This is a genomic window from Janthinobacterium aestuarii (assembly GCF_046113285.1).
GTDB lineage: Bacteria > Pseudomonadota > Gammaproteobacteria > Burkholderiales > Burkholderiaceae_D > Janthinobacterium.
This window is the reverse complement of record NZ_CP142524.1, coordinates 4,039,508-4,066,432: the sequence shown is the minus strand read 5'-3', so window position 1 is coordinate 4,066,432 and position 26,925 is coordinate 4,039,508. Positions and strand designations below refer to the sequence as shown.

At 61.8% G+C, this 26,925-nt stretch carries 23 protein-coding genes; 18 read left to right on the top strand and 5 right to left on the bottom strand.

The genetic code is table 11. The features are described 5' to 3' along the window. Positions 1–20 precede the first annotated feature (20 nt). Positions 21–2,627, top strand: coding sequence for an ATP-dependent chaperone ClpB (clpB, locus tag OX462_RS18200; RefSeq protein ID WP_070221393.1), 2,607 nt, complete (start codon positions 21–23; stop codon positions 2,625–2,627). A gap of 324 nt (positions 2,628–2,951) precedes the next feature. Next, the gene (locus tag OX462_RS18195) at positions 2,952–4,073 is read left to right on the top strand and encodes a polyamine ABC transporter substrate-binding protein (RefSeq protein ID WP_070221392.1); all 1,122 of its coding nucleotides are present in this window, start codon (positions 2,952–2,954) and stop codon (positions 4,071–4,073) included. Between the two features lie 96 nt (positions 4,074–4,169). Here the strand turns inward: OX462_RS18195 and OX462_RS18190 are convergent, their stop codons facing one another. The 3 genes from OX462_RS18190 to ppk1 all read right to left on the bottom strand — a co-directional run bounded on the left by OX462_RS18190 (position 4,170) and on the right by ppk1 (position 7,201). Then, positions 4,170–4,298, bottom strand: coding sequence for a hypothetical protein (locus OX462_RS18190; protein ID WP_256267160.1), 129 nt, complete (start codon positions 4,296–4,298; stop codon positions 4,170–4,172). 325 nt (positions 4,299–4,623) lie between these two features. Next, entirely contained in the window at positions 4,624–5,082 is a 459-nt protein-coding gene (sixA, locus tag OX462_RS18185) for a phosphohistidine phosphatase SixA (protein WP_070290771.1), read from the bottom strand. A 25-nt stretch (positions 5,083–5,107) separates the two neighbouring features. After that, complete coding sequence (gene ppk1 / locus OX462_RS18180; RefSeq protein WP_070218042.1) at positions 5,108–7,201, bottom strand: polyphosphate kinase 1; 2,094 nt, start codon at positions 7,199–7,201, stop codon at positions 5,108–5,110. A 297-nt stretch (positions 7,202–7,498) separates the two neighbouring features. Here ppk1 and pstS point away from each other — a divergent pair, with 297 nt between their 5' ends. From pstS to OX462_RS18100, 16 genes are all read left to right on the top strand, one after another. Further along, the gene (gene pstS, locus OX462_RS18175) at positions 7,499–8,533 is read left to right on the top strand and encodes a phosphate ABC transporter substrate-binding protein PstS (RefSeq protein WP_409026733.1); all 1,035 of its coding nucleotides are present in this window, start codon (positions 7,499–7,501) and stop codon (positions 8,531–8,533) included. Positions 8,534–8,877: 344 nt separating this feature from the next. After that, positions 8,878–9,849 carry a phosphate ABC transporter permease subunit PstC gene (gene pstC, locus OX462_RS18170; protein ID WP_227742171.1) on the top strand — a complete coding sequence of 324 codons (972 nt, stop codon included), beginning with the start codon at positions 8,878–8,880 and terminating at the stop codon, positions 9,847–9,849. Beyond that, positions 9,846–10,742, top strand: coding sequence for a phosphate ABC transporter permease PstA (pstA, locus tag OX462_RS18165; protein ID WP_070218049.1), 897 nt, complete (start codon positions 9,846–9,848; stop codon positions 10,740–10,742). Before pstC ends, pstA begins: the two co-directional genes overlap by 4 nt. 38 nt (positions 10,743–10,780) lie before the next feature. After that, the gene (gene pstB, locus OX462_RS18160; RefSeq protein ID WP_373631409.1) at positions 10,781–11,563 is read left to right on the top strand and encodes a phosphate ABC transporter ATP-binding protein PstB; all 783 of its coding nucleotides are present in this window, start codon (positions 10,781–10,783) and stop codon (positions 11,561–11,563) included. A gap of 48 nt (positions 11,564–11,611) precedes the next feature. Beyond that, complete coding sequence (gene phoU / locus OX462_RS18155; RefSeq protein WP_070218051.1) at positions 11,612–12,322, top strand: phosphate signaling complex protein PhoU; 711 nt, start codon at positions 11,612–11,614, stop codon at positions 12,320–12,322. Between the two features lie 5 nt (positions 12,323–12,327). Next, complete coding sequence (locus tag OX462_RS18150) at positions 12,328–13,017, top strand: response regulator (RefSeq protein WP_034755074.1); 690 nt, start codon at positions 12,328–12,330, stop codon at positions 13,015–13,017. An 11-nt stretch (positions 13,018–13,028) separates the two neighbouring features. Then, entirely contained in the window at positions 13,029–14,345 is a 1,317-nt protein-coding gene (phoR, locus tag OX462_RS18145) for a phosphate regulon sensor histidine kinase PhoR (protein WP_070218053.1), read from the top strand. A gap of 76 nt (positions 14,346–14,421) precedes the next feature. Beyond that, positions 14,422–15,618, top strand: coding sequence for a selenoneine synthase SenA (gene senA, locus OX462_RS18140; RefSeq protein ID WP_409026732.1), 1,197 nt, complete (start codon positions 14,422–14,424; stop codon positions 15,616–15,618). Between the two features lie 33 nt (positions 15,619–15,651). Beyond that, the gene (locus OX462_RS18135; RefSeq protein ID WP_121669033.1) at positions 15,652–17,598 is read left to right on the top strand and encodes a UvrD-helicase domain-containing protein; all 1,947 of its coding nucleotides are present in this window, start codon (positions 15,652–15,654) and stop codon (positions 17,596–17,598) included. Between the two features lie 94 nt (positions 17,599–17,692). Continuing rightward, the gene (locus OX462_RS18130; RefSeq protein WP_409028761.1) at positions 17,693–18,607 is read left to right on the top strand and encodes an NAD-dependent epimerase/dehydratase family protein; all 915 of its coding nucleotides are present in this window, start codon (positions 17,693–17,695) and stop codon (positions 18,605–18,607) included. Positions 18,608–19,000: 393 nt separating this feature from the next. After that, positions 19,001–19,384, top strand: a complete 384-nt coding sequence (locus OX462_RS18125; RefSeq protein ID WP_070290776.1) for a LiaF transmembrane domain-containing protein — start codon at positions 19,001–19,003, stop codon at positions 19,382–19,384. Continuing rightward, a complete protein-coding gene (locus tag OX462_RS18120) occupies positions 19,374–20,195 on the top strand; it encodes a LiaI-LiaF-like domain-containing protein (protein WP_121669035.1) in 822 nt (273 codons plus the stop codon). The genes OX462_RS18125 and OX462_RS18120 overlap by 11 nt, the downstream gene beginning before the upstream one ends. Before the next feature lie 6 nt (positions 20,196–20,201). Continuing rightward, positions 20,202–21,278, top strand: a complete 1,077-nt coding sequence (locus tag OX462_RS18115; protein ID WP_070290778.1) for a sensor histidine kinase — start codon at positions 20,202–20,204, stop codon at positions 21,276–21,278. Positions 21,279–21,289: 11 nt separating this feature from the next. Next, entirely contained in the window at positions 21,290–22,018 is a 729-nt protein-coding gene (locus OX462_RS18110; RefSeq protein ID WP_070290779.1) for a LytR/AlgR family response regulator transcription factor, read from the top strand. A gap of 58 nt (positions 22,019–22,076) precedes the next feature. Next, entirely contained in the window at positions 22,077–22,478 is a 402-nt protein-coding gene (locus tag OX462_RS18105; protein ID WP_409026731.1) for a type II toxin-antitoxin system RelE/ParE family toxin, read from the top strand. Between the two features lie 21 nt (positions 22,479–22,499). After that, positions 22,500–22,928: a type II toxin-antitoxin system RelB family anti-toxin gene (locus tag OX462_RS18100; protein ID WP_409026730.1), complete on the top strand. Its 429-nt coding sequence runs from the start codon at positions 22,500–22,502 to the stop codon at positions 22,926–22,928. Positions 22,929–22,944: 16 nt separating this feature from the next. On the opposite strand, the gene OX462_RS18095 is transcribed toward OX462_RS18100, so the two are convergent. Continuing rightward, positions 22,945–25,209, bottom strand: coding sequence for a helicase C-terminal domain-containing protein (locus OX462_RS18095; RefSeq protein WP_409026729.1), 2,265 nt, complete (start codon positions 25,207–25,209; stop codon positions 22,945–22,947). After that, complete coding sequence (locus OX462_RS18090) at positions 25,206–26,858, bottom strand: VRR-NUC domain-containing protein (RefSeq protein WP_409026728.1); 1,653 nt, start codon at positions 26,856–26,858, stop codon at positions 25,206–25,208. Before OX462_RS18090 ends, OX462_RS18095 begins: the two co-directional genes overlap by 4 nt. Positions 26,859–26,925 lie beyond the last annotated feature (67 nt).

Sequence of the window (26,925 nt, the reverse complement as noted above, 5' to 3'; positions counted from 1 at the left end):
ATTAACCGGGAGCGCTTTTCATGCGACAAGATAAACTGACTACCAAGTTACAGGAAGCCCTGGCCGACGCGCAAAGCTTGGCCGTGGGCAACGACAATCCCTATATCGAACCAGTCCACCTGCTGACGGCCCTGTTGAACCAGGACGACGGCGGCGCCCGCTCGCTGTTGCAGCGGGCCGGCGTCAACGTGGGCGGCCTGTCCAAGGCCCTGGGCGCGTCCATCGAACGCTTGCCGAAGGTCTCGGGCACGGGCGGCGACGTGCAGGTGAGCCGCGAATTCGTGGCCTTGCTGAACCTGGCCGACAAGGAATCGCAGAAGGCGGGCGACCAGTTCGTGTCCAGCGAAATGGTCTTGCTGGCCATGACGGACGACAAGTCCGACTGCGGCAAGCTGGCGCGCGAAAACGGCCTGACCCGCAAGGCGCTGGAGGCGGCCATCGACGCCGTACGCGGCGGCAACAAGGTCGATTCGCAGGAAGCCGAAGGCCAGCGCGAAGCCTTGAAAAAATACACCTTGGACCTGACGGAGCGGGCGCGCAAGGGCAAGCTCGATCCCGTGATCGGCCGCGACGATGAAATCCGCCGCACCATCCAGATCCTGCAGCGCCGCAGCAAGAACAATCCCGTGCTGATCGGCGAGCCGGGCGTGGGCAAGACGGCCATCGTCGAAGGCCTGGCGCAGCGCATCGTCAATGGCGAAGTGCCTGAATCGCTGAAAGGCAAGCGCGTGCTCGCGCTGGACATGGCCGCCCTGGTTGCCGGTGCCAAGTTCCGCGGCGAGTTCGAAGAGCGCCTGAAGTCCGTGCTCAAGGAACTGGCCATGGATGAAGGGCAAACCATCGTCTTCATCGACGAGATGCACACCATGGTGGGCGCGGGCAAGGCCGACGGCGCGATGGATGCCGGCAATATGCTCAAACCGGCACTGGCGCGCGGCGAGCTGCACTGCGTGGGCGCCACCACGCTCGACGAATACCGCAAATACATCGAAAAGGATGCCGCGCTGGAACGCCGCTTCCAGAAAGTGCTCGTCGACGAGCCGACCGTGGAGGCGACGATCGCCATCCTGCGCGGCTTGCAGGATAAGTACGCGCTGCATCACAAGGTGGAAATCACGGACGCGGCCATCATTGCCGCGGCGGAATTGTCGCACCGCTACATCACCGACCGCTTCCTGCCCGACAAGGCCATCGACCTGATCGACGAGGCGGCGGCGAAGATCAAGATCGAGATCGATTCGAAGCCGGAAGTGATGGACAAGCTGGAACGCCGCTTGATCCAGCTGAAAATCGAGCGCGAAGCCGTCAAGAAGGAAAAAGACGAAGCATCGCTGCGCCGCCTGGGCCTGATCGAGGAAGAGATCGTCAAGCTGCAGCGCGAATACAATGACTTCGAGGAAATCCTGAAGGCGGAAAAGGCCGTGGTGCAGGGCAGCACGCACATCAAGGAAGAAATCGAGCAAGTCAAGCTGCAGATGGAGCAGGCCACGCGCGAGAGCAACTGGCAGAAAGTGTCGGAGCTGCAGTATGGCAAGCTGCCGCAGCTGGAAGCCCAGCTCAAGCAGGCCGACAGCGGCATCCCGAAACTCGACCCCGACCAGCCGAAATTGCTGCGCACGGAAGTGGGCGCCGAGGAAATCGCCGAAGTGGTGTCGCGCGCGACGGGCATACCCGTATCGCGCATGATGCAGGGCGAGCGCGACAAGCTGCTGCACATCGAAGAGAAGCTGCATGAGCGCGTCGTGGGCCAGGATGAAGCGATTACGGCCGTGGCTGACGCCATCCGCCGCTCGCGCGCCGGCCTCTCCGATCCGAACCGTCCCTATGGTTCCTTCATGTTCCTGGGACCGACGGGCGTGGGCAAGACCGAGCTGAGCAAGGCGCTGGCGACCTTCCTGTTCGATACGGAAGAATCGATGATCCGCATCGACATGAGCGAGTTCATGGAGAAGCATTCCGTGGCCCGTCTGATCGGCGCGCCGCCCGGCTACGTGGGCTACGACGAAGGCGGCTACCTGACGGAAGCCGTGCGCCGCAAGCCGTACAGCGTGATCCTGCTCGACGAAGTGGAAAAAGCGCATGCCGACGTCTTCAACGTGCTGCTGCAAGTGCTCGACGACGGACGCATGACGGACGGCCAGGGCCGCACGGTGGACTTCAAGAATACCGTCATCATCATGACCTCGAACCTGGGTTCGCATAAAATCCAGGCCATGGAAAGCGATGATCCCGGTGTCGTGAAGCTGGCCGTGATGGCCGAGGTACGCTCGCACTTCCGTCCCGAGTTCGTCAACCGTATCGACGAAATTGTCGTGTTCCACGGCCTCGACGAGAAGAATATCGGCGCGATCGCGAAGATCCAGCTGAAGATCCTCGAAGAACGCCTGGCGCGCATGGACATGCAGCTGAGCCTGACGGACGCCGCGCTGCAGCAGATCGCCGAAGCGGGCTACGATCCGGTGTATGGCGCCCGTCCGTTGAAACGGGCGATCCAGCAGCAGATCGAAAATCCGCTGTCGAAGCTGATCCTCGAAGGCCGCTTCGGCCCGAAAGACGAGATCCGCATCGACGCCCAGAACGGCAACCTGGTGTTTACAGGGGCGCAGGTGGGGCTGGACAAGGTGTAATGTTGGCTGGTCAGTCCCTGCGGGATTGGAAGCTACCCCATTGGGGCAGCTTCCCCCGTCGGGTCTGACCCCAGTTTTACGGCATTTGCAGTGAGGAAGATGTGCGACGATTTGCGACGTCTAACAAAACCGTAGCGAGCGGCAGTGATTTGTGGCAGAGAAGCGCAACCGTACTCTAGTACGGTGAGCATCGCAGGCCGCAAAGCGCGACGCGCAGTAGGTTTTGTTAGACGTCCTCAGGCAGGGCGGTATCAGGCTAGACCTGATGCCGCCCTTCTTGCTATCATCGTCACTATTTTCTGACAAATTTTCGGAGGCGGTACGATGGCAAACACATGGCAAGCAGGGCGGCGCATTGGACTGGGACTGACCTTGGCGGCGGCCGTGCTGGCCTTGTCTGGCCAAGCGCAGGCCCAGGAAGAGAAGGTCCTGAACATCTACAACTGGTCGGACTATATCGGCGACGATACGATCAAGAATTTTGAGAAGGAAACGGGCATCAAGGTACGCTACGACGTTTTCGACAATAACGAAATCCTCAATGCGAAACTGGTGGCGGGCAAGTCCGGCTACGACATCGTCGTGCCGACGGCCCAGTGGGCGCGGCTGCAGATCGACGCGGGCCTGCTGCGCAAGCTCGACAAGAGCAAGCTGACCAACCTGGGCAACCTCGATCCGAACCTGCAGGCGAAATTGTCGAAGATCGACCCGAACAACGATTACCTGGTCGACTGGCTGTGGGGCTACACGACGGTGGGCATCAACGTCAACAAGGTCAAGGCCGCGCTGGGCGGCATGCCCATGCCCGACAATGCCTGGGATTTGATCTTCGATCCGAAATATGCGGCCAAGCTGAAATCGTGCGGCGTGTCCTTCCTCGACTCGCCGTCGGAAGTGCTGCCGGCCGCCCTGCAATACCTGGGCAAGCCCGCCTACTCGAAAACGGCCGCCGACTACCAGGAAGCGGGCAAGGTGCTGCAGGCGATCCGCCCCTACGTAACCTTGTTCAGCTCCTCAGGCTACATCAATGACATGGCCAACGGTTCCGTCTGCGTGGCGCTGGGCTGGTCGGGCGACATCAATATCGCGCGCCAGCGCGCCATCGACGCGAAGAATGGCAATGTGATCCAGGTGCTGGTGCCGAAGACGGCCGCCCTGATGTTCGACACCATGGCCATTCCCGCCGACGCGCCGCATCCGAACAATGCGCACCTGTTCATCAACTACATCCTGCGTCCGCAAGTGCATGCCAGCCTGAGCAACAAGGTCTTTTACGCGAATCCGAATCCGGCCAGCATCAAATATGTACGCAAGGACATCGGCGAGAACAAGGCCATCTTCCTGTCGGACGCCGACAAGCAGCGCATGGCGGCGCCTGAAGCGACCACGGCCGATATCCGCCGCTTGATGACGCGCATTTATACGAAGTTCAAGACGGGAGTGTAATACTGGAGTGTAAGACGGGAGCGTAAAAACAAGGATGGCGCGAGGGACGGGCCTGTTGGCCGTCGCTGGCGCCATGCGATAGTGCGGAGGTGAACGCTACTCGTGATAGCGGTCCATCAGCTTATGGTGGCTGCCGCGCATTTCTTCGACCAGTTCAAAGGCGACAAAGCCGATGATGGCGGCGAAGATGGCGATGAAGAGAAAAACGAGGAAGGTGATTAACATGGTCTTTCAGCCGCCGTTGGACGGCCGTCCGCTGGGTTGCTCAATGTGCCGGAGCAGCGCTCCAGCACGTAGTTGATGCAATTAAACTCTAGCAGATCGGCAGCGCTTTACAAGGCTGCTGAGTTGTGAACTCCACCAGTATTTGTCCCAGCGCACTTTTTGCGCATTTCAATCTGGGGTCAGACCCGGCGGGTCTGACCCGTGGCCTATTTCACCACCAGATCATGCGCCATCACGGCCTTCAAATAGACGCTGACAGGGTCGCCTGGCTCGGGCTGGGAGAACCTGTCCATCCTGCGCTGGCCTTGCGCATTTCCCTGTTTTACTATTTCACCACCAGATCATGCGCCATCACGGCCTTCAAATAGACACTGACGGGGTCGCCTGGCTCGCGCTGGGAGAACCACCACGCGCTGGCCTTGCGCATTTCCCATTCCTGCTCCTCGCCCGTCAGCAGCAGGGCGGCTGCCTGGCCCAGGGTGGGCTGGTGGCCGACGATGAGCACGGTTTCCTTGCCGCCGGGCCAGTTGGCCGCCTTCAGGATGTCTTCCGCCTCGGCGCCGGGCGCAAGTTCCGGCATCAGCTTGAACTTGCGCCCCAGCGCCTCCGCCGTTTGCAGGGTGCGCAGGGCGGGGCTGACGAGGATGCGGCAATTTTCCGGTAGTTGCGAGGCCAGCCATTCCCCCATGCGGCGCGCCTGTTTCTGGCCTTTGACGGTCAGGGCGCGTTCGAGGTCGGGGAGGCCCGGCTCGGCTTCTGCGTGTCGCCACAAGATGAGATCCATGCTGTACTCCTGTGTGTAGAGTTGCCTATTCGCCGACCTCCGCGCCCGGCGTGCCCAGTGTGTGCATCAGGTATTGCTGGGCGCTGAACGGCATCTGCTTGCCGCGCGGCTTGCGGCGCGCATAATGGCCCGTCGGCTCCAGCTCCCATGCATTGGTATTATCCTTCAAATACGGATTCAAGCCCTCGGCGATCACGCGCCGTTTCAGCGCCCGGTCCAGCACGGGGAAGGCCACTTCCACCCTGCGGAACAGGTTGCGGCTCATCCAGTCGGCGCTGGCCAGGTAGACATCGTGCGCCAGGTCGTTGCGGAAATAGTAAATGCGGCTGTGCTCGAGGAAGCGGCCGATCACGGAGCGCACCTTGATGTTTTCCGACAAGCCCGGCACGCCCGGCTTCAGGGTGCAGGCTCCGCGCACGATCAGGTCGATCTTCACGCCATCGGTCGAGGCCGCATACAGGGCGCGGATCACGGATTCATCGACGAGCGCGTTGACTTTCACGATAATGCGCCCGCGCCGGCCGGAACGGGCGATCTTCGCCTCGTTGCGGATGGCCTTGATGATTTCGCTTTGCAGGCCGAACGGCGCCAGCCACAAATGGTTCAGATTGTGCGGCTTGGTCAGGCTGGTCAGGTGGATGAAGACTTCGTTCACTTCCACAGCCAGGTCCTGGTTCGCCGTCAGCAAGCCGAAATCCGTGTACAGCTTGGTGGTCGTGGGGTGGTAGTTGCCGGTGCCCAAGTGGGCGTAGAAGCGCAGCGCGCCTTCTTCGCGGCGGATGACGAGCGCCACCTTGGCATGGGTTTTCAGGCCCACCACGCCGTACACGACTTGCGCGCCCGCCTGTTCCAGCTTGTCGGCCCAGTTGATATTGGCTTCTTCGTCGAAACGCGCCATCAATTCCACGATGACTGTTACCTCTTTGCCCATCTTCGCCGCCGTGATCAAGGACTCCATCAGGTCCGAGTTCATGCCCGTGCGGTAGATCGTCTGCTTGATGGCGACGACGGACGGATCGTAGGCGGCGCTGCGGATGAAGTCGATCACCGTCTGGAACGATTGATACGGGTGGTGCAGCAGGATGTCATGCTTGGTCAGTGCGGCAAAGATGTCGTTGCCGATGGCCTTGTGCGCGAGGCCCGGGAAGAACGGCGGGAAGCGCAGCTCGGGCTGCTTGACGTGGTCGATCATTTCCGACAGGCGCACGAGGTTCACGGGGCCGTTGACGCGGTAGAGGCGGCTTTGATCCAGATTAAACTGGTCGAGCAGGAACTGTGATAATTCTGGCGGGCAATTGCGCGCCACTTCCAGGCGCACCGAGGTGCCGAACTGGCGCCCCACGAGTTCGCCTTTTAACGCCTGGCGCAGATTCTTGACTTCGTCCTCGTCCACCCACAGGTCGCTGTCGCGCGTGACGCGAAATTGCGAATAGGCAATTACTTCGCGCCCGGCGAACAAATCCGAGATATGCGCATGAATCACGGAAGACAACAGGCAGAAGGACACGCCGTCGCCGGAAATGTCGTCCGGCAGCTTGATGACGCGCGGCAAGACACGGGGCGCCTTGACGATGGCGATGGCCGTGCCGCGGCCGAACGCATCCTTGCCGCTCAGCGAGACGATGAAATTGAGACTTTTATTCACCACTTGCGGGAACGGGTGGGCCGGGTCCAGGCCGATAGGGGTCAGCAGGGGGCGCACTTCACGGTCGAAATACTGCTTGACCCAGGCGCGCTGCGCATCGTTGCGGTCGTTGTCGCGCAGCAAATGCACGCCCGCTTCGCGCAGGGCCGGCAAGACTTCGCTATTTAATATCTCGTACTGGCGTTCCACCAGCGCATGGCATTCCTTGCCGATGCGCTCCAGATTGGCCGCCAGGGCAGGGTGGCCGGCCAGCGAACCGCCGATGCTGCCGGCCGCCAACAGGCTGGCCACGCGCACTTCGAAGAACTCATCCATGTTGCTGCTGACGATGCACAGGTAGCGCAGGCGCTCGAGCAGCGGAATGTTCGGGTCTTCCGCCTGGGCCATCACGCGCCGGTTGAAAGTCAGTTGCGACAGTTCGCGGTCAAGCAGGATGCCCGATTTGGTCACTTCCGTGTGCAGTTCAGGTTTCATATTCTTTTGTCTTTGCAGATAGTTAATTCTAGCCGTATTTCATCCGTATTTCATCGCGTATGACGCGTTGTGAGTGTAATCATGAAATATGACGTAAGCGTGACATAAGCTGTCATAAAGCGTCGCCCGCCCTGTCATTTTTCGCGCCGAAAAGGGCGGTTCCCGGGGCGTAGCCAATTATTTCAGGATTTTTTGCCCATGTCATAAACCTGTCATATTCGCTTGCTAGACTGCGCAGCATTCAACCGGGACTTTGAGCCCTAACAACCCTGAGGACTTGATATGCAAATGAAGCAAATGTTCAAATTTATCGTCGTGGGTGCTTCGGCAGCGATGGCATTTTCTTCCGCTTCCGTCATGGCGGCAGATATGACAGGTGCTGGTGCAACCTTCCCGTACCCGATCTACGCCAAATGGGCTGAAACGTACAAAGCCAACACGGGTAACGGCCTGAACTACCAGTCCGTCGGTTCCGGCGCCGGCATCAAGCAAATCAAGGCCAAGACTGTCGAATTCGGCGCTTCGGACATGCCTTTGAAGGCGGAAGAGCTGGAAGAAGCGGGCCTGATGCAGTTCCCGGCCATCATGGGCGGCGTGGTCACCATCGTCAACCTCGACGGCGTGACCCCAGGCCAGCTGAAAATGACGGGTAAAGTCGTTGGCGACATCTACCTGGGCAAGATCACCAAGTGGAGCGCGCCTGAAATCGCCGCACTGAACAGTGGCGTCAAGCTGCCGGACACGGAAATCACCGTGGTGCACCGCGCCGACGGTTCGGGCACCTCGTTCCTGTTCACCGACTTCCTGTCGAAAACCAATCCGGAATTCAAATCGAAAATCGGCGCTGGCTCGGCCGTGAAATGGGCCGTGGGCGTGGGCGGCAAGGGTAACGAAGGCGTCGCCGCCAACGTACAGCGCATCAAGGGTTCGATCGGCTACGTCGAGTGGGCTTACGCCAAGAAAAACAAGATGTCGCACACCCAGCTGCAAAACAAGGACGGCAACTTCCTGCAGCCTGACGACGAAAACTTCAAGGCCGCCGCCGCTTCGGCACCCTGGACGCAAACCCCAGGCTTCGGCGTGGTCCTGACCGACCAGGCTGGCAAGAACAGCTGGCCTATCACGGGCGTGTCGTTCATCCTGATGCACAAAGTCCAGGCTGACCCAGCCAAGGCAAAAGAAGTCCTGAAATTCTTCGACTGGGCCTACAAGAACGGCGGCCCTGCTGCCGTCGAACTGGACTACGTGCCGATGCCGGCATCGGTCGTGAAACTGGTGCAGGAATCGTGGAAAGCCAATTTGAAAGATGCATCGGGCAAGTCGATCTACTAATCGCATAGCCTGAGTCATTCATCCTTGCCCCGCCGGCAGTATGGCGGGGCAGGGAGTTAGCCAGGACCGCCCGCAAGCCCTTGCAGACGGTCCTGGCTAAAAGAATAAAAGTAGCTGAAAGAATAAAAGCAACGACGCCTGACAAAACCGTAGCGAGCGGAAGGGAGTTGCGGTCGAGAAGCGCAACGGTACGAAGGTACAGTGAGCATCGCAGGCCGTAAATCCCGACGCGCAGTAGGTTTTGACAGGCGTATTAAAACAGCAGCACCGGCAGTACCACCCACATCTGGCACAATATGAGCGCACAATCTACCTCCTCCACGATCCCCCTGCCAGGCGGCACCATGACCGATTCCATCAGTCACGCGCAAATGCTTTCCACCATGCGCAAGCAGCGCTTCCAGGATTTCATGTTCCACAAGGTGACGATGCTGTTCGCCCTGTCGGTGCTGATCGTCCTGGTCGGCATCATCATTTCGCTGATCATGGAATCGATACCGGCCTTCAAGACCTTCGGCCTGCATTTCATCGTGTCCGCGGAATGGGACCCCGTCAATGACCAGTACGGCGCCCTGATCCCCATCATCGGCACCCTGGTGACGTCCGTCATCGCCTTGCTGATCGCCTTTCCCGTCAGCTTCGGCATCGCCCTGTTCCTCACGGAAATCTGCCCGGCCTGGCTGCGCCGCCCGCTGGGCACGGCTGTCGAGCTGCTGGCCGGCGTGCCATCGATCATCTACGGCATCTGGGGCCTGTTCGTCTTCGCGCCCCTGTTCGCCGACCACGTCCAGCCCCTGCTGAAAGCCACGCTGGGCAACGTGCCCGTCATCGGCCAGCTGTTCAGCGGCCCCATGATGGGCATCGGCCTGTTGACGGCCGGCCTGGTGCTGGCCATCATGATCATCCCCTTCATCGCTTCCGTGATGCGCGACGTGTTCGAAATCGTCCCTGCCGTGCTGAAGGAATCCGCCTACGGCCTGGGCTGCACGCGCTGGGAAGTGGTGCGCAAGATCGTCTTGCCATACACCAAGACCGGCGTCGTCGGCGGCGTCATGCTGGGCCTGGGCCGCGCGCTGGGCGAGACCATGGCCGTAACCTTCGTCATCGGCAACGCGAATAAACTGTCGTGGTCGCTGTTTGCCGCCGGTAACAGCATCACCTCGCTGCTGGCGAACGAATTCGGCGAAGCGCAATCGGCGCTGCACGTATCGTCGCTGTTCTCGCTGGCCCTGATCCTGTTTGTCATCACCTTTATCGTCTTATCCGCCGCCAAGCTGATGCTGGCTGGCATGTCCCGCAAGGAAGGCACGAAATGAGCCAGCTCAGCCAAGTTAGCACCCTCGACGTTCCGGCCAAGCCGGCCATGAACCCCGTCTACCGCAAGCGCCTGCTGATGCACCGCGTCGGCATCGCCCTGTCGGTGGCCGCCATGGCCCTGGGCCTGGCCGTGCTCGTGTGGATTTTGTTCACCCTGGTGATCAAGGGTTTCGGCGCGCTGTCCGTCGATCTGTTCACGCAAACGACGCCGGCTCCCGGCAGCGAAGGCGGCGGCTTGATCAATGCCATCGTCGGCAGCGCCCTGATGGTGGGCCTGGCCACCGTCGTCAGCACCCCGATCGGCATCCTGGCCGGCATCTACCTGGCCGAATACGGCGAAGAAAACAAGCTGGCGCAAGTGACGCGTTTCGTCACCGACATCATGCTGTCGGCACCGTCCATCGTCATCGGCCTGTTCGTGTATGCGCTGTACGTGGCGCACGTGAAACACTTCTCCGGTTACGCCGGTGCCATCGCCCTGTCGCTGATCGCCGTGCCCGTGGTGGTGCGCACGACGGACAATATGCTGCGCCTGGTGCCGAACAGCCTGCTGGAAGCCGCGTTTGCCCTCGGGGCGCCGCGCTGGAAGGTCGCCACCCTGGTGCGCTTGCGCGCCGTGAAGGCTGGCGTGATCACCGGCGTACTGCTGGCCCTGGCCCGCATCGCCGGCGAAACGGCGCCGCTGCTGTTCACGGCCCTGAATAACCAGTTCCAAAGCTTTAACATGAATGCGCCGATGGCCAACTTGCCGTCCGTCATCGCATCGTTTGCAATGAGCCCGTACGACAACTGGCGCTCGCTGGCCTGGGGCGGCGCACTGCTGATCACCTTCAGCGTGCTGGCCCTGAATATCCTGTCGCGCACCGTGTTCAGCCAAAAAGTCCCACATTAAACAGATACCGAGCGAAGCGAACCCATATGAATACGCAAATGAATCCAGCCCAAGACTTGGCACCAAAGAAAAAAACCATCGAGATTTCTGGCCTGAACTTTTTTTACGGAAAAACGCAAAGCTTGCATAACGTCAACCTGGACATTCACGAGAAGAAGGTCACGGCCTTCATCGGCCCGTCCGGTTGCGGCAAGTCGACCCTGCTGCGCACCCTGAACCGCATGTACGACCTGTATCCGGGCCAGCGCGCGGAAGGCTCCATCCTGTACCGCGGCCGCAACGTGCTCGACGCCGACCAGGACGTCAACATGCTGCGCGCCAAGGTCGGCATGGTGTTCCAGAAGCCCACGCCGTTCCCCATGTCCGTCTACGACAACATCGCCTTCGGCGTGCGCCTGTATGAAGACCTGTCGAAGGGTGAAATGGATGAGCGCGTCGAGTGGGCCCTGAAGAAGGCCGCGCTGTGGGGCGAAGTCAAGGACAAGCTGACGAAAAGCGGCCTGTCGCTGTCGGGCGGCCAGCAGCAGCGCCTGTGCATCGCGCGCGGCGTGGCCGTGAAACCGGACGTCTTGCTGCTCGATGAGCCGACCTCGGCGCTGGACCCGATCTCGACCTCGAAGGTGGAAGAGCTGATCAGCGAACTGAAACAGGATTACACGATCGCCATCGTGACGCACAATATGCAGCAGGCGGCGCGCTGCTCCGACTACACGGCGTATATGTATCTGGGCGAGCTGGTGGAGTTCGGCGAAACGGACCAGATTTTCATGAATCCGGCCCGCAAGGAAACGCAGGATTACATCACGGGCCGCTTCGGCTGATCCGCCCAGAATAACGATATACAAGACTACTGAATACGGAGAGACAGCATGATAGGCGAACATTCATCCAAGCAATACGACAACGAACTCGAAGCGATCCGCTCGAAAGTGCTCCTGATGGGCGGCATCGTTGAAACCCAGTTCCTCGACGCGATGACATGCTTTCGCATCGGCAACCCGGAACGCGCCGACCGCGTGATGCGCGAAGACGACGTCGTCAACCAGCTGGAAGTGTCGCTGGACGACGCCTGCAGCCATCTGATTGTGCGCCGCCAGCCGGCCGCCAACGACTTGCGCACCATCATGGCCACCATCAAGGTGATTACCGACCTCGAGCGCGTAGGCGACGAGGCGACCAAAATCGCCCGCGTGGCGAAGAACTTGCACAAGCGGGGCAACGCCGTCGTCAACCATTACGAGATGGTGCGCGGCATCGCCAACACTGCCACCGACATGCTGCACGACGCGCTGGACGCTTTCGCGCGCAACGATGGCAAGCAGGCATTACAATTAATTGCACAAGACGCCATCATCGACCATGAGTTTCGGTCTATCATGCGCAACCTGATTACCTTTATGATGGAAGACCCGCGCACGATTTCGGCGGCGCTCGATACCTTGTGGGTGGCCAAGGCCATCGAACGGATCGGCGACCATGCGAAAAACATCGCCGAATACGTGATTTACGTGGTTGAAGGCAAGGACATCCGCCACACCAAGGTGGCTGCTCCCGCCATTTCCGAGGAGCTCCCTGAGTAAGCTTTATGGCATCTGATAAAACCACGGTATTGATTGTTGAAGATGAGCCGGCCATCGTTGAACTGGTGACCTATTCGCTGCGCGAATCCGGCTGGAATTGCTGTTCCGTACAAAACGTCGCCGATGCCTGGGAATTCATCCAGCACCGCACGCCGCATCTGATCCTGCTGGACTGGATGCTGCCGGACCAGACGGGTTTGCGCCTGCTGTCGCGCATCCGCGCCGACCGCAATTTCGCCGCCATCCCCGTCATCATGCTCACCGCCAAGAGCATGGAAGAAGACAAGCTGGCCGGACTGAACAGCGGGGCCGACGATTACGTCACCAAGCCGTTCTCGCCGCGCGAGCTGCTGGCCCGCGCCAAGGCCCTGTTGCGACGCAAGAGTCCGGAACATGCGCAGGCGCCCATGCGCGCCGGCAACGTGGCCCTGGACCCCGTCAGCTGCACGGTGATGATGGATGAACAGAAGATCGATATCGGCCATGCCGAATACAAGCTGCTGAAATTCCTGCTGGCCCATCCGGAGCGCGTGTTTTCGCGCAGCCAGCTGCTCGACAAGGTGTGGGGCGACCATGTGGTGATCGAGGAACGCACGGTCGATGTCCACGTATTGCGCTTGCGCAAAGCCTTGAAAGAGGCGGAAAGCCTGATCAAGACCGTGCGCAGCGTCGGCTACATGTTGTCTGAAAAGTAAAGCCTCACTCTATGAATCCGAAATTGCTGTTCTGGGTACCGGCCGCCCTGCGCATGGTGCTGGCGCTGCTGGGCGTGGCCGTCGTCTGGTATCTGTTCGGCGCCACGTATGCGCTGGGCATCGCCTTCGTGCTGATGGCCATGATGGTCTTCGTGCAGCTGTCGTATCTGTTCCAGCTGAGTAACTGGCTGGACAATCCGCAAAGCGCCAAGCTGCCCGACGGCTGGGGCGCCTGGACCAGCATCTTCGCGCGCCTGTACCGTATGCGCCGCGATGACGAGAAAAACCAGGCCGAGCTGACGGAATGGCTGGCGCGTTTCCGCCAGGCCATGCATCTGTTGCCTGACGGCGTAGTCATCATGGACGACGTGCTGTTCCTCGAATGGTGCAATCCTGCCGCCGAGAAACACCTGGGCCTCACGCACGAGCGCGACAAGGGCATGCGCGTGACGAATTTGATCCGCAGCCCCGAGTTCATGGATTACATCATCCTGGGGCGCTACGACCAGCCGCTGACGATCACCTTCCGCAACCGCAAGCTGATCGTGCAGATCATTCCATTTGAAAACCGCCGCCAGATCCTCGTCACGCACGATGTGACGGAGACGGAACGCATCGAAATGATGCGCCGCGACTTCATCGCCAACGCCTCGCACGAATTGCGCACGCCGCTGACGGTCATCGTCGGCTTCCTGGAAATCGCTTCCGCCGAGCTGGACCTGGACGCCGCCACGCGCGCCGCCCACCTCAAGCTGATGACGGAGCAGGGCCACCGCATGCAGCATCTGATCGAGGACATGCTGACCCTGTCGCGCCTGGAATCGGTCGATTATCCGCTGCGCCCCGAGCCCGTGGACATCAAAAAGCTCATGCAGCAAGTCTTGCGCGACGCCAAGGGTTTGTCGGCCGGCAAGCATGAAGTGACCATGGAGTGCGACGGTCCCGACGTGCTGGGCAGCTATGACGAGCTGTACAGCGCCTTCGGCAACCTGGCCTCGAACGCCGTGCGCTACACGCCGGCGGGCGGCACCATCACCCTGCGCTGGCAGGATGGCCCGGCCGGACCGCAATTCATCGCGCAAGATACGGGCATCGGCATCAGCCAGGAACATATTTCGCGCCTGACGGAACGTTTCTACCGCGTCGACAAGAGCCGCTCGCGCGAAACGCAGGGCACGGGGCTGGGCCTGGCCATCGTCAAGCACGTGCTGCTGCGCCACGGCGGTACCCTGGCCATCCAGTCCGTGGCCGACAAGGGCAGCAGTTTTATCGTCAGCATGCCCAAATCCGTCGTCACGCCGCTGCAGGGCGAGTTGCTGGTCAAGTAGGCCGGGGAGGGGAGCATCCCCTGCCTGTTTCCCGTGCGACTAGTGCAAAGTTGGCATAAGTCGTTACAATCTGGCTATGACTTTAATCAACGCCTCTTTTCGCCAAGCCGGCGCGCAGCAACTGGCCCAGTCGCTGCTGGCCGCGCGCCAGGACACCCTTTCCCTGTTCGACTGTTACGTCACTGCCGGCCTGGACGTGGTGGCGGGCCTGCCCCGTCATCCGCGCCTCAATCCGCCTTTATGGCAACTGGCGCAGATCGCCTGGTTTGCCGAATGGTTCATCCTGCGCGAAGCGGCGTCCAGCCATCCGGCCGATGCCATTTATAACTCCCTGCTGACGCGCGGCGACGACTTGTTCGACGCCAACATGGTGCAGCAGCGCGCGCGCTGGACGCTGGAACTGCCCAGTCCCGGCGCCGTCAAAACGTATTGCCACGAAGTACTCGACAGGGTCCTCGATAAACTGTCGCGCGAAGCCAATGTCGACAGCGCCCTGGCGCCGTACCGGCTGGCCCTGGCCCATGAAGACTTGTGTGGCGAGGAAATGCTGGCCGGCCTGCAATGGCTGGGCCTGGAAGCACCGGAATCCCTGGCGGCCAGCCCGGCCTTGCCGCCCGGAGCGGGCCAGATCGCTTTTCCTGGCGGTACCATCGCACTGGGTTCGCCGCGCGGGAACGGGTTTGCCTTCGACAATGAATCGCCGCCCCACAGCTGCTACGTGGCGCCGTTTTCCATCGATGCCTGCGCCGTATCCAATGCCCAGTTTGCCGACTTCGTCGCCGATGGCGGCTACCAGAACCGCCAGTTCTGGAGCGCGGCCGGCAGCGCCTGGCTGATGCGGCAGGAGCGCTCGTCGCCGCTGTACTGGCTGCGCGAAGCGACGCAGTGGCGCACCATGCGTTTCGGCCAGCGCACTACCTTGCCGCCGAACGAAGCCGTGCGCCACATCAACCTGTATGAAGCGCAGGCCTACTGCGCCTGGGCCGGGCGCCGCCTGGCGACCGAGGCGGAATGGGAGTATGCTGCGCTGTCCGGCCATCCGCGCTTTCACTGGGGCCAGGTGTGGGAGTGGACGGCGACGCCGTTCGAGCCGTATCCGGGCTTTGCGGTGGATGCCTGGCGCGAATATTCGGCGCCGTATTTCATGCAGCACCAGGTGCTGCGCGGCGCCTCCTTCGCCACGCCGCCGCGCCTGCATTCGGCCCGCATGCGCGCCTTCCATGCGCCCGAACGGGGCGACATCTTTGCCGGCTTGCGCACCTGCGCCTGGTAGCGCGCCGAGAACAGACATCATTTCAGGATACCCTTGAGTACAGATAACGCCCCGCAGTTCATTCCCAAACGCATCACGCCCACGCCGGAGCAGGTCGCCATCCAGACGGCGCAAAAGAAAGTGGTCTTGATCGACGCCAATGCCGGCGCGGCCAAGACGACGACCCTGGCCCTGCGCCTGGCCGAAGCCCTGCACCGGGGCCGCGCGCCCGAACGCATGCTGGCCCTCGTCTTCACGGAAGCGGCGCGCGTGGCCCTGCGCCAGCGCCTGCTGGAAGTGGGCGTGCCGCTCGGTGTCGTCAAGCGCCTGACGGTCGACACCTTCGACGCCTTTGCCGCCAAGGTGCTGTTGCAGCTGGAAAACATGCAGGTGGCCTCCATGCGCAGCGATGAAGAGCTGCGCCCCGTGGCCTGGGAAGCGCTGGAAGTGGTCTCCGAGAAATACGCTCACCGCTATCCGCTGGAAATCAACACGACGAATGGCGCCATCGCCGAATTCCTGAAACTGCAATTGCGCACCAAGGCGCGCCTGGATTTCCAGAATCCCGACTTCGAGAGCAACTCGCTCGATGACAACCTGGAAATGCTGGGCATGTCGCGCACGCATTATTTGTGGCTGCGCGAATATGAAGGCTTGCGCGGCGCCGACACGGGCGATATCCAGTTCCGCGCGCCCTTCGACGCCACCTACGACCTCGTGCGCATGCTCGACGGCGACGAACCGTTGCGCCAGCAATTGCCCGCGTTCCAGATCATCGTGGCCGATGAATTGCACGACCTGAACGAGGCATCGTTCCGCCTGCTGACCATGCTGATACGCCGCGGCAACGCGTTTTTCTGCGGCGCCGGCGACAAGGATCAAGTGATCTACACGTGGTCGGGCGCCGACCACCGCTTCCTGCGTCAGCGCTTCGAGCAGGAATTCCCCGCCTTGCAGCGCCTGCCGCTGACGGCGTCCTACCGCTACGGCCCGCAACTGGCGCAGGCTGTCGGCGTGCTGAAGAACAAGCCCAGCGTGTCGGCCCTGTCGCGCGCCACCCACATCGAGCTGCTCGAGTACGACCACGCGCAGCCGCAGGCGTGCAGCGCCCAGTTGATCGCCGCACTCGAACACGCACATGCGGGCACGACGGCCATCTTGCTGCGCGACCGAGACCAAGCGATCCGCGTGGAAACGGCCCTGTTCCAGAGCGGCATCGCGTATGGCCTGGTGGACATGAACAGTTATCTGCTGAGCCTGGAAGTGCTGATGCTGCGCGGCATGGTCGCCATCGCCCGCAAGGATTTGCACGCGATCAAGAGCGGCCCGCGCCGCGGCGAAATCCTCGAAGCCCTGGTGGCCTTCGCGGAAATCCCTTTTACACGCGCGGAATTGCAGCAAGCCAAGGCCGACGTGGCCAATTACCCTGACTTGCTGGAAGGCTTCTTGACGAACCAGCTGGCCAAGTCGCAGAACCAGGACAAGGCGGCGCTGACCCTGGCCGCCGTCGACTACCTGCGCGCGCTGCCCCCCGACGCCCTGGCCGGCGACGCGCTGCAGCACATCTTTGGCCTGATGCAGCTGGAACAGACGGCGCGCCGCATCTATGTCGACCCTGCCCAGGCGCGGGTCGTCGCCCGTTCCCTGCATGGCTTTATCGCCGTGTGCCGCGAAGCGGGCGTGGCGCTGGGCGGCTTCGCCGGCTGGCTGGGCGAGATGGAAGACGCCGTGACGGTCTCGACTGGCAAGGCCAAGCTGGTCATCGCCTGCATCGACCAGATCAAGGGCCTCGAATACAACCACGTGATCCTGCCTTACCTGGCCGTCGACGAATTCCCGCGCAGCAAGACTGATCCGCTGGAAGAAGAGAACCGTTTTTATGTGGCCGCCACGCGCGCACGCGACAGGCTCAGCTTGCTGACGCCGGAAGACCCCGCCTACCGGAGCCGCTACATCGCCGCCCTGCAGCTGAAAAACAAGACTGTTGCGTCCAAGGCATAAATCTTTTGCCGCGCGGCCGCTTTTTGCGAAAGACGAAAGCGGGCATACTTTGTTGCTGTGATTGATTGCAATCTGAACCAACAAAGGAGTAATGATGCGAGTATTCTTGACAGGTGCGGCAGGTTTCATCGGCAGTTCCATCGCGGCGGGCCTCGTGCGCGCCGGCCATCAGGTCACGGGCCTCGTGCGCAAGCCGGAGCAGGTGGCCGAGCTGGCCACTATCGGCGTGCAGGGTATCGTCGGTACCTTGAACGACCGCGAGCTGATCATCGAGCAGGCGAAGGCGGCGGACGCCGTCATCAATGCGGCCAGCAGCGACCACCGGGGCGCCGTGGAAGCCATCATTGAAGCGCTGGCCGGCAGCAACAAGCCTTTCCTCCACACCAGCGGCTCGTCCATCGTGGGCGACGCGTCGGGCGGCGAGGGCACGGAACAGATCTATTATGAAGACAAGCTGCCGGCGCCGACGGCCGACAAGGCGGCCCGCGTCGCCATCGATGAGCTGGTGCTGGCCAGCGCAGGCCAGGGCGTGCGCGCCAGCGTGTTGTGCAACACCCTGATCTACGGCCATGGTGCCTTGCCGCGCGACAGCGTGCAGCTGCCCCGTTTGCTCAAGCAGGCGCGCAAGAGCGGCATCGTGCGCCACGTGGGGCCGGGCCGCAACATCTGGTCCAACGTGCACATCGACGACGTCGTCAGCCTGTATTTGCTGGCGCTGGAAAACTCGCCGGCCGGCACCTTTTACTTTGTCGAGTCGGGCGAAGCGGCTTTCCGCGACATGACGGCCGCCATCGCCCAGGCACTGGACCTGGGACCTGCGCAGGACTGGCCGCTGCCGGAAGCGATTGCCGAATGGGGTTACGAGATGGCTTCCTACGGCCTCGGCTCCAACAGCCGCGTGCGCGGCGAGCGGGCGCGCAAGCTGCTGGGCTGGCAGCCGCAGGGACCGTCCGTGCTGGCATGGATCGGGAACGACATGCTGCGTTCGCCGCGCGCCACGACTGCTTGATGCAGCTCAGCAAATCCGCATCTGTGTGCGCTAGCGAACGGTGCTTTTGCCCGATCGGGAGTATGATGCCTTTGCTTGGTTGAGACGCACTGCCGTGAAGTTGGCGGCATGTTCGATCTTCCAGCAGGTCAGCCGGTCGCCTCAAGGATCGGCACCAGATTTCCGCTGCCGGCGCGCTTGCGCCAGGCAGCCATGCACTGCAACTCCAGGTCGCGGTGTGAACTGCGAACCCCTTCAAGGCCGGCCCTAGCCGGTCTTTTTTTTGCCTGTTTTTTGCCCGTTATTCCCGCCGCCGCGCCATTCACCGCTGCCCGTCCGCCATTCGCCGAAGCGCTGTTTTCGCGCGGCCGAAATCCGCGTATCTTTACGATCAATTCACTTCAAGGGACGACCGTGAAACCTGAACCCGCTTATTACCGCCGTACCCAGCTGCTGTGGGGCGTGCTGCTGATCGCCATCGGCGCCGTCATCCTGCTGGACCGGCTCGATGTGATCCATCTCCATGATTACTATGCACTATGGCATTATTGGCCGCTGATACTGGTCGTCTTCGGCCTTAACAAGCTGCTCACGCCCGTGTCCGCCAAGCAGGTATTGAGCGGCTTGTGGCTGATCTTCTTCGCCGCCTGGTGGTATGTGTCGTATGAAGAACTGTGGAACTTGAATTTCTACAATAGCTGGCCAGCCTTGCTGATCGCCTGGGGCGTGGGCCTCGTGCTGGAGCCGCTGTTGAACAAACATTTTATTGCCTATCGGGAGTCCGAGCATGAAAAATAGACCGCCGCTGCACTCGCCATCGCAGATCGTGCTGGGCGTCATCGTCATCGGCCTGGGGCTGCTGTTCCTGCTCGACAACCTCGGCTTCATCAACGTGCGCTACACCTTCCGTTTCTGGCCCACCATCCTGATCATTTTCGGCTTGCTGAAAATATCGCAAAGCCATAACCGCTCCGGCTACATACTCGGCGGCGTGATGGTCTTGCTGGGCCTGAGCTGGACCCTGAAAGCCATGGGCTTGTTTTATATCAACTGGAGCATGCTGTGGCCGCTGCTCATCATCGCCGCCGGCGTGGCCGTCGTGTCGAAATCCTTGCCCGGCGCACAGCAGCGGCAGCGCCGCCGGCATTTTGCCGCGCCGCCCGATGGCAGCGCTGCGCCTGACGCCTTCGTCCAGCCCAGGAATGGCGCCGTGTCGCTCGACAAGGAACCCGCCGATGCCGATGCCGCTGCAGCACCCGGCACGGGCGGCCAGGCCGACGACGACAGCATCATCGAAGTGACGGCCATCCTCGGCGGCTACGTGCGGCGCGTGTCGTCGCAGCGCTTCAGGGGCGGCGATATCAACGTCATCATGGCCGGCTGCGAAATCGACTTGCGCCAGGCATCGATCGACGGCGAAGCCGTGCTCAACGTGTTTGCCCTGTGCGGCGGCGTCACCATCAAGATTCCGCCCGACTGGAGCGTCGTGCTGCAAGGCACGCCCATCCTTGGCGGCTTCGAAGAAAAGACCATCGTGCCGCCGAACCAGAACAAGCGCCTGTACGTGACGGGTTACGCCATCATGGGCGGCCTGGAAATCCGCAACTAGGCGCGCATGTCCGGACCCTTGTCGAAGCGGCGCGGCGCCGTGGTGGTGTTCCTGGTGTGCATCGCGCTGGGCCTGGCCCTGGCCTCCCTCCTGGCCAGGGTGGCGCACGCGCCTTGGCTCAATGCCGTCCTGCTGGTGGTGCCCGCCACGCTCGTGTATGCGATCGGTTCCGGCTTTTCCGCGTTTTACCTGTGCCGCGCCTACCCCTTGCACGCGCGCCATCCGCTCGCCATTGCCGGCGTGATGGGCGTGGCGGCGCTGTTCGCGGGCTTGCTGTGGGCAACCCTGCTGCAATTTCTGAACAGCGTCAGCCTGTTGCCGGACGTGCGCTGGCTGGGCGTGGACCTGACGCAGTCGCTGCTGGCCCTGTTCTTCGGCCTGGGCGCGCTGCTGTATTGCCTGGCCGCCGCCGTGCATTATCTGCTGCTCGAATTCGTGCGCGCCAGCATGGCCGAGCAACGGGGCCTGGAAGCGCAGCTGATGGCGCAGGAAGCACAACTGCGCATGCTGCGCACGCAAATCGATCCGCATTTCCTGTTCAACAGCCTGAACTCCATCAGCGCCCTGACGTCTATCGATGCGGCGGGCGCGCGCCAGATGACGGTGCAGCTGGCCAGTTTCTTTCGCCAGAGCCTGAGCCTGGAAGCGCACAAGCACATTACCGTGCAAGAGGAGCTGGTGCTGATCCGCCACTTTCTCGCCATCGAGCAAGTGCGCTTCGGCGAACGCCTGCAAGTGGCGGAAAGCATCGACACTGCCGCGCTGGCCTGTTTGCTGCCGCCCATGCTGATACAGCCGCTGGTGGAAAATGCCGTCAAGCACGGCATCTGCGGCTTGACGGAGGGCGGCCTGATCGCCATCGAAGTCCGGCGCGTGGGCAGCCTGTTGCAGATTGCCGTGCGCAATCCTGTTGATGCGTATCAGGGGCCAGCGCGCGGTAATGGCGTGGGCCTGGAAAATGTACGCCAGCGCCTGGCCGGCGCGTATGGCCACAAGGCCGGCGTGCACTGGACGCGGCACGGCGCGACGTTTGAAGTAACCTTATCGATGCCGGCGCAGACCGGTGGCACGGAGGAAGCATGATGCAGGCAAGAATGCGGGTGGCCATCGTCGATGATGAATTACTGGCGCGCAGCGTGCTGCGCGAATACCTGGCGCGCCATGACGATATCGACATCGTGGCCGAGTGCGCCAACGGCTTCGACGCCGTCAAGGCCATCGCGGAACTGGAACCGGAACTGGTGTTCCTCGACATCCAGATGCCGCGCCTGGACGGTTTCGAAGTGGCCGAGCTGATCGGCGCGAAGACTAAGCTGATCTTTGTCACGGCCTACGACCAGTACGCCTTGAAGGCGTTCGAATGCCATGCGCTCGATTACCTGCTGAAACCGTTCAGCGAACAGCGCTTCGACCAGGCGCTGGCCCATGCGCGCGCCAACCGCAGCACGCCGGACACTGTGCAAATGGTGGCGCGCGAGGCGGCCACGCGCGCCGCGCCCCTGGATCGCGTGCTGATACGCGATGGCGCCAAGGTCCACGTCATCGCCAGTGCCCGGATCGACTACATCGAGGCGCAAGACGACTACATCAGCATCCGTTCCGAGGGCAAGTCCTACCTGAAAAGCCAAACCTTGGCGGAACTGGAAACCCAGCTCGACCCCGCCAAGTTCCTGCGCGTGCACCGCTCGTACCTGCTCAATATCGACGGCATCCGCCGCATCGAGGCGGCCACCAAGGACAGCCACGTGGCCATCTTGCGCGACGAGACGAGGATACCCGTGAGCAAGGCGGGGTATCAGAAACTCAGGTTACTGGTGGGCTAGCATGTTCTATGGCATAGATGCTTAATCATCTAAGCGTGATATCATCAGGAGATGATAAATGAATGCGCCGAAGACTTGGCCGGTCACGTTTCACGATGACTTCGATGCGGAATTCGATGCTCTGCCGATAGATGTCCAGGATGAATTGCTGGCGAGTGCCGATGCACTGTCGAAGCTGGGTCCGGCTGCCGGGCGTCCTCATGTCGGGACGTTGAAGCATCCTAAACACCCGAATATGAAAGAGCTGCGTTTCAAGGCCAATAACGGGGCAGAGGTGTGGCGCGCGGTCTTTGCTTTCGATACACGGCGAGAGGCGGTCATTCTGGTTGCGGCAGCCAAGCAGGGTGTCGACGAGGACAGGTTTTACAGGGATTTGTTGTTCAAGGCAAATGCGCGCTACGAGCAACACCTCAAAAACCTGACCACGGCGACAGCAAGGCAGGGCAAAGGCAGGAGATGATTTCAGGAACAGGAGCTAGCCATGGGAAGAAATCTGAATGACGTGATCCACAGTTTGCCGGCCGAGCGTCAGGCAAAAATTGCGGCTCTGTCCCAGGAGAAAATGCAGGAAATGATAGCGCATGCCGCCACGCTGACGGATTTCCGCAAGGCCGTGGGCAAGACCCAGGCGGAGGTTGGCAGGGAACTGGGGATTCAACAGCATGCCGTTTCCCAGCTGGAAAAGCGTACCGACACCTATGTCTCGACCTTGCGCCGCTTCCTGCAATCGCTGGGCATGACATTGGAATTGTCGGTCGTCGCGCAAAACGGCGTTCGTATCGAACTGCAGAATTTTCTGCGTAGCCAGGAAGTTGATGCCGATGTCCATGACAGCGCACTTGCTGCATCTGCGACGCCCCCCCGAAAGCGGAAGGCCAGTGTGCCGCGCAAGCGGGCTGGCAACACCTGAAGAGATTAACCGCGTGCTATCCGCCAGCCAGCTGCACATCCCACCACGTGGGCAAGAGCTGGCGGATTTCCGGGCGTGAAAAACGGTCGTCGATCAGGTAGACGACGCCCTTGTCCGACTGGGTGCGGATGACCCTGCCTGCCGCCTGCACCACCTTCTGCATGCCCGGATACAGATACGTGTAGTCGTAGCCGGCGCCGAAGATGTCGCCCATGCGCTGGCGGATCTGCTCGTTGACGGGATTGATCTGCGGCAAACCCAGGGTGGCGATAAAGGCGCCGATCAGCCGGGCACCGGGCAAGTCGATGCCTTCGCTGAACGCGCCGCCGAGCACGGCAAAGCCGATGCCGCGTGTTTCCAGGCCGAAACGGCCCAGAAATTGCGCGCGGGCACCGTCATCCATGCGGCGCGGCTGCTGCCAGATGGGCACGTCCGGGTAGTGCTGGGCGAACAGGGTGGCCGTCTTTTCCATGTAATCGAAGCTGCTGAAGAAGGCCAGGTAGTTGCCCGGCGTTTCTGCGTATTGCTTCGCTATCAATTGCACGATGGGCAGCAGCGAAGCGGCGCGGTGCTGGTAGCGCGTGGAAATGGTATCGGCCACGCGCACGGACAGTTGTTCCGCCTGGAATGGCGATTCCACGTCGACCCAGGCCGTGTCGGCCGGCATGCCCAGGGTATCGCTGTAGTAATTCCACGGGCTCAGGGTGGCGGAAAACAGGGCCGTGCTGTGGCTGGCCGCGAAGCGCTCTTTCAAGAACGGTGCCGGCACGATGTTGCGGATGCAGACGGTGGAACCCGTCTCCGTCTTGCTGACGTCGAACAGCGAATGCTCGCCAAAGCTTTCCGCCAGGCGGTTGATCAGCAGCACGTCGAAATAGAAGCGCTGCAAGTCCTCGTCCAGCGCGGCAGCATGCTCGGCCATGTAGTCGCCGATGGCCGTGGCCACGCCTTGCAGGGCGCCAAAGAATTTATCGGGCAAGGCCGCATGCACGAGGTAATCGCCATCCTGCTCTTTCAACAAGGCCGTCCACTGGCGCGAGAGGCGGTCCAGCGGCTTTTTCAGCCCTTCGGGCGCGAACTTGCGCAGCATTTTCAGGTCGATCTGCGCCAGTTCGGCCGAATACATGCTGCGCGCGCGCGATACCATATTGTGCGCTTCGTCGACCAGCACATTGACTTTCCAGTCGTGGGCCAATGTCATGCCGTACAGCATGGCGCTGAGGTCGAAATAATAATTGTAGTCGCCGATGACGACGTCGCTCCAGCGTGCCAATTCCATGCCCAGGTAATACGGGCAAATACCCTGCTGCAAGGCGACGGCGCGCACGGCTTCCTTGTCGAGGATTAAACCGCTGGCCAGCGCCACCTCGCGCGCCAGCGGCAGGCGGTCGTAAAAACCCTTGGCCAGCGGACACGATTCGCCATGACACGCTTTGTCGGGATGTTCGCAGGCACTGGTCTTGGCGCTCAGTTCCAGCACGCGCAAGGGCAGCAGCGGGGCGCTCTCCTTGAGGATGGCGCAGGCGTCGAGCGCCATCTGGCGGCCCGGCACCTTGGCAGCCAGGAAAAACAGTTTGTCGAGGCCATGTGCGGCCGTCGCTTTCAACATGGGAAACAGGCTGCCCACCGTCTTGCCGATACCGGTCGGCGCCTGCGCCAGCAAACCGCAGCCGCGGCTGCTGGCCTTATACATGGCTTCGGCCAGCTGGCGCTGTCCCGGGCGGAAGTCCGCGTGGGGAAAGGCCATGGCCGTGAGCTGCGCGTCGCGGCTGGCGCGGTGCGCCATTTCCTGCTCGGCCCAGTCGAGGAACAGCGCGCAATGCTGCTCGAAGAACAGGCGCAGCGCCTCGGCCGTGCATTCCTCGTGCATGACGGTTTCCTTCTGGCTGGCGATGTCGAAATACACGAGCGCCACGCGCAGCATGGGCAAGTTCAGCTGCTGGCACAGCAAGTGGCCGTAGATGCGCGCCTGCGCCCAGTGCAGCTGGCGGTGGTTGGCGGGCATGGCGTCCAGCTCGCCCCGGTAGGTCTTGATTTCTTCCAGCTGCCGCCGCGCCGGGTCGTAGCCGTCGGCACGGCCCCGCACGTGCAGGGGGCCGAAGTCGCCGCACAGGCTGATTTCGCGCTGGTAATCGTCGTCGCGCCGGCCCGTGACGGTGGCGTGGCCGGCCATGCCTTCCTGCGCCGTGGGCGAGGGCGTGAAACGCAGGTCCAGGTCGCCCACCTTGGCCGTGAATTCGCACAGGGCGCGCACGGCGATCGTGTACCTCCTGGCGCTCATGCCGCCGCCTGCCATTGCAGATAGCACACGCTGACGGGCATGGCGTGCTGGGCGCAATACGCGATCCAGCGCAGCTGGTTGTCTTGCAGGCGGTCGCCCGGACCCTTGACTTCGATCATGCGGTAGCGCCGTTCCGCCGGCCAGAACTGGATCAGATCAGGCAAGCCGCTGCGGTTGCTTTTGATATCGAGCAAGATGCGCTCGAACGCCTTCTTCAGGTGCGCGGCGGGCATGCAGGCCAGCGCCAGGTCCAGCAAGCCGTCGTCCAGCGCCTCCCAGCTGACGAAGGGCGAGACGACGCCGTGCTTCGCGGCAAAGGTGGCGCGGATGGCGGCGTGGTAGCTGCCGTCGTCCAGTTGCGCCAGGCAGGCGGCGAAGTCAATGCTGCGGCGCTGGTAAAAATCGGCGCTGTGCAAGTCGGCCGGGCCACGGTGGAACGGGTGGAAGAAGGCACCCGGCATGGCCTTGAAGATGGCGGGCCAGCACAGCAGGCCGAACAGCGAGTTGATCAGGGTGTTTTCCACGTAATACACGGGCGCGTCATCGCGCATCAGGTGTTGCTGCACCACGCCTTCCACGTAGCAGGCTTCGCCCGGATGCGGCAGCAGCAGGTCGAGGCGCTCGACGCTGGCGGGGGCGCTGGCCGCCTGCTTCGCATGGCCCAGCTTGCGCCGCAAACGGGGGGCCATGCGCAGCAGCAATTGCTGTTCCGCCTCGCTTTCCGGCGCCGCCAGGGCGATCGTCAGGCGTTCATAGGCCGCTTGCGGCTGCTCGTCTTTTTCCAGCACGCGGATGGCGCGGCCCCGCGCGCCCGGATAGCGGCAATCGGCATAGGCGCGGTAGGCGGCGGGCCAGTCCTGGCATTTCTCCAGATGCTGGGCGATCTGGAAACGCAGCTTGTCGCGCCGGCTGGCCAGCCAGGTATTATCCTCGGGCAATGGCAGCGCCGCCAGTTCCTGCAGCACCTCGTCCGCCGGCGCGCTGTCGTTGTAGCGTTCGCGGCACTGGTGCAGCACTTCATAGTGCTCGATATCCTGGCGCGTGCGAAAGCCGCGCGACTCGGGCGAGAATTCCACTTTTTCATATTGATACACACCGAGGTCGGACAGCACGAATTCCGACCAGTCCTGGTGATAATTGCCAAAGTAAATCAGGCGCAGGCGGTCGCACAGCGCTTGCAGGCCGATACGGTACAACACGTCGCCGGAGGCCGGATGCCAGGCGGAAAACGGTCTGTTTTCCCCATGCTGCCCGCGCAAGGCTTCCAGTTGCTCGGCCTTGCGCGCCGCTTTCAGGGACGGGGCGAGATCGAAAGCCTGGGCGATTTCCGCTTTCAACAGTTGCTCGAACAGTTCTTCGAGCGCAATGACGGGATCGGCTTCCACCCATGCCAGGGCCAGCAAGGGCAGGGCGGCGGCGCGCGTGTCGCCGATTTCCGGGTAATTGAGCTTGCTGGCGCGAAATAGACAGCCCTTGCGCATGACGAGGCGCACGAACAGGGCGCGCGACGGCTGCGGCAGTGCGCCGAAGTCGGCAATGAATTGCGTTTCCTCAAGACTCAGCAGATCGGCGTAACGCGCACAGATCCAGTTCAGCACGTCCTGGAAATTATCCAGATAGTACAGGGGATTTTCCAGGACTCTCAGCATGGGGATGGGAATAGGGCAAGTTGCAAGGTGATGGTTTTTACTGTGTTTATATACAGTTTAAACCTTC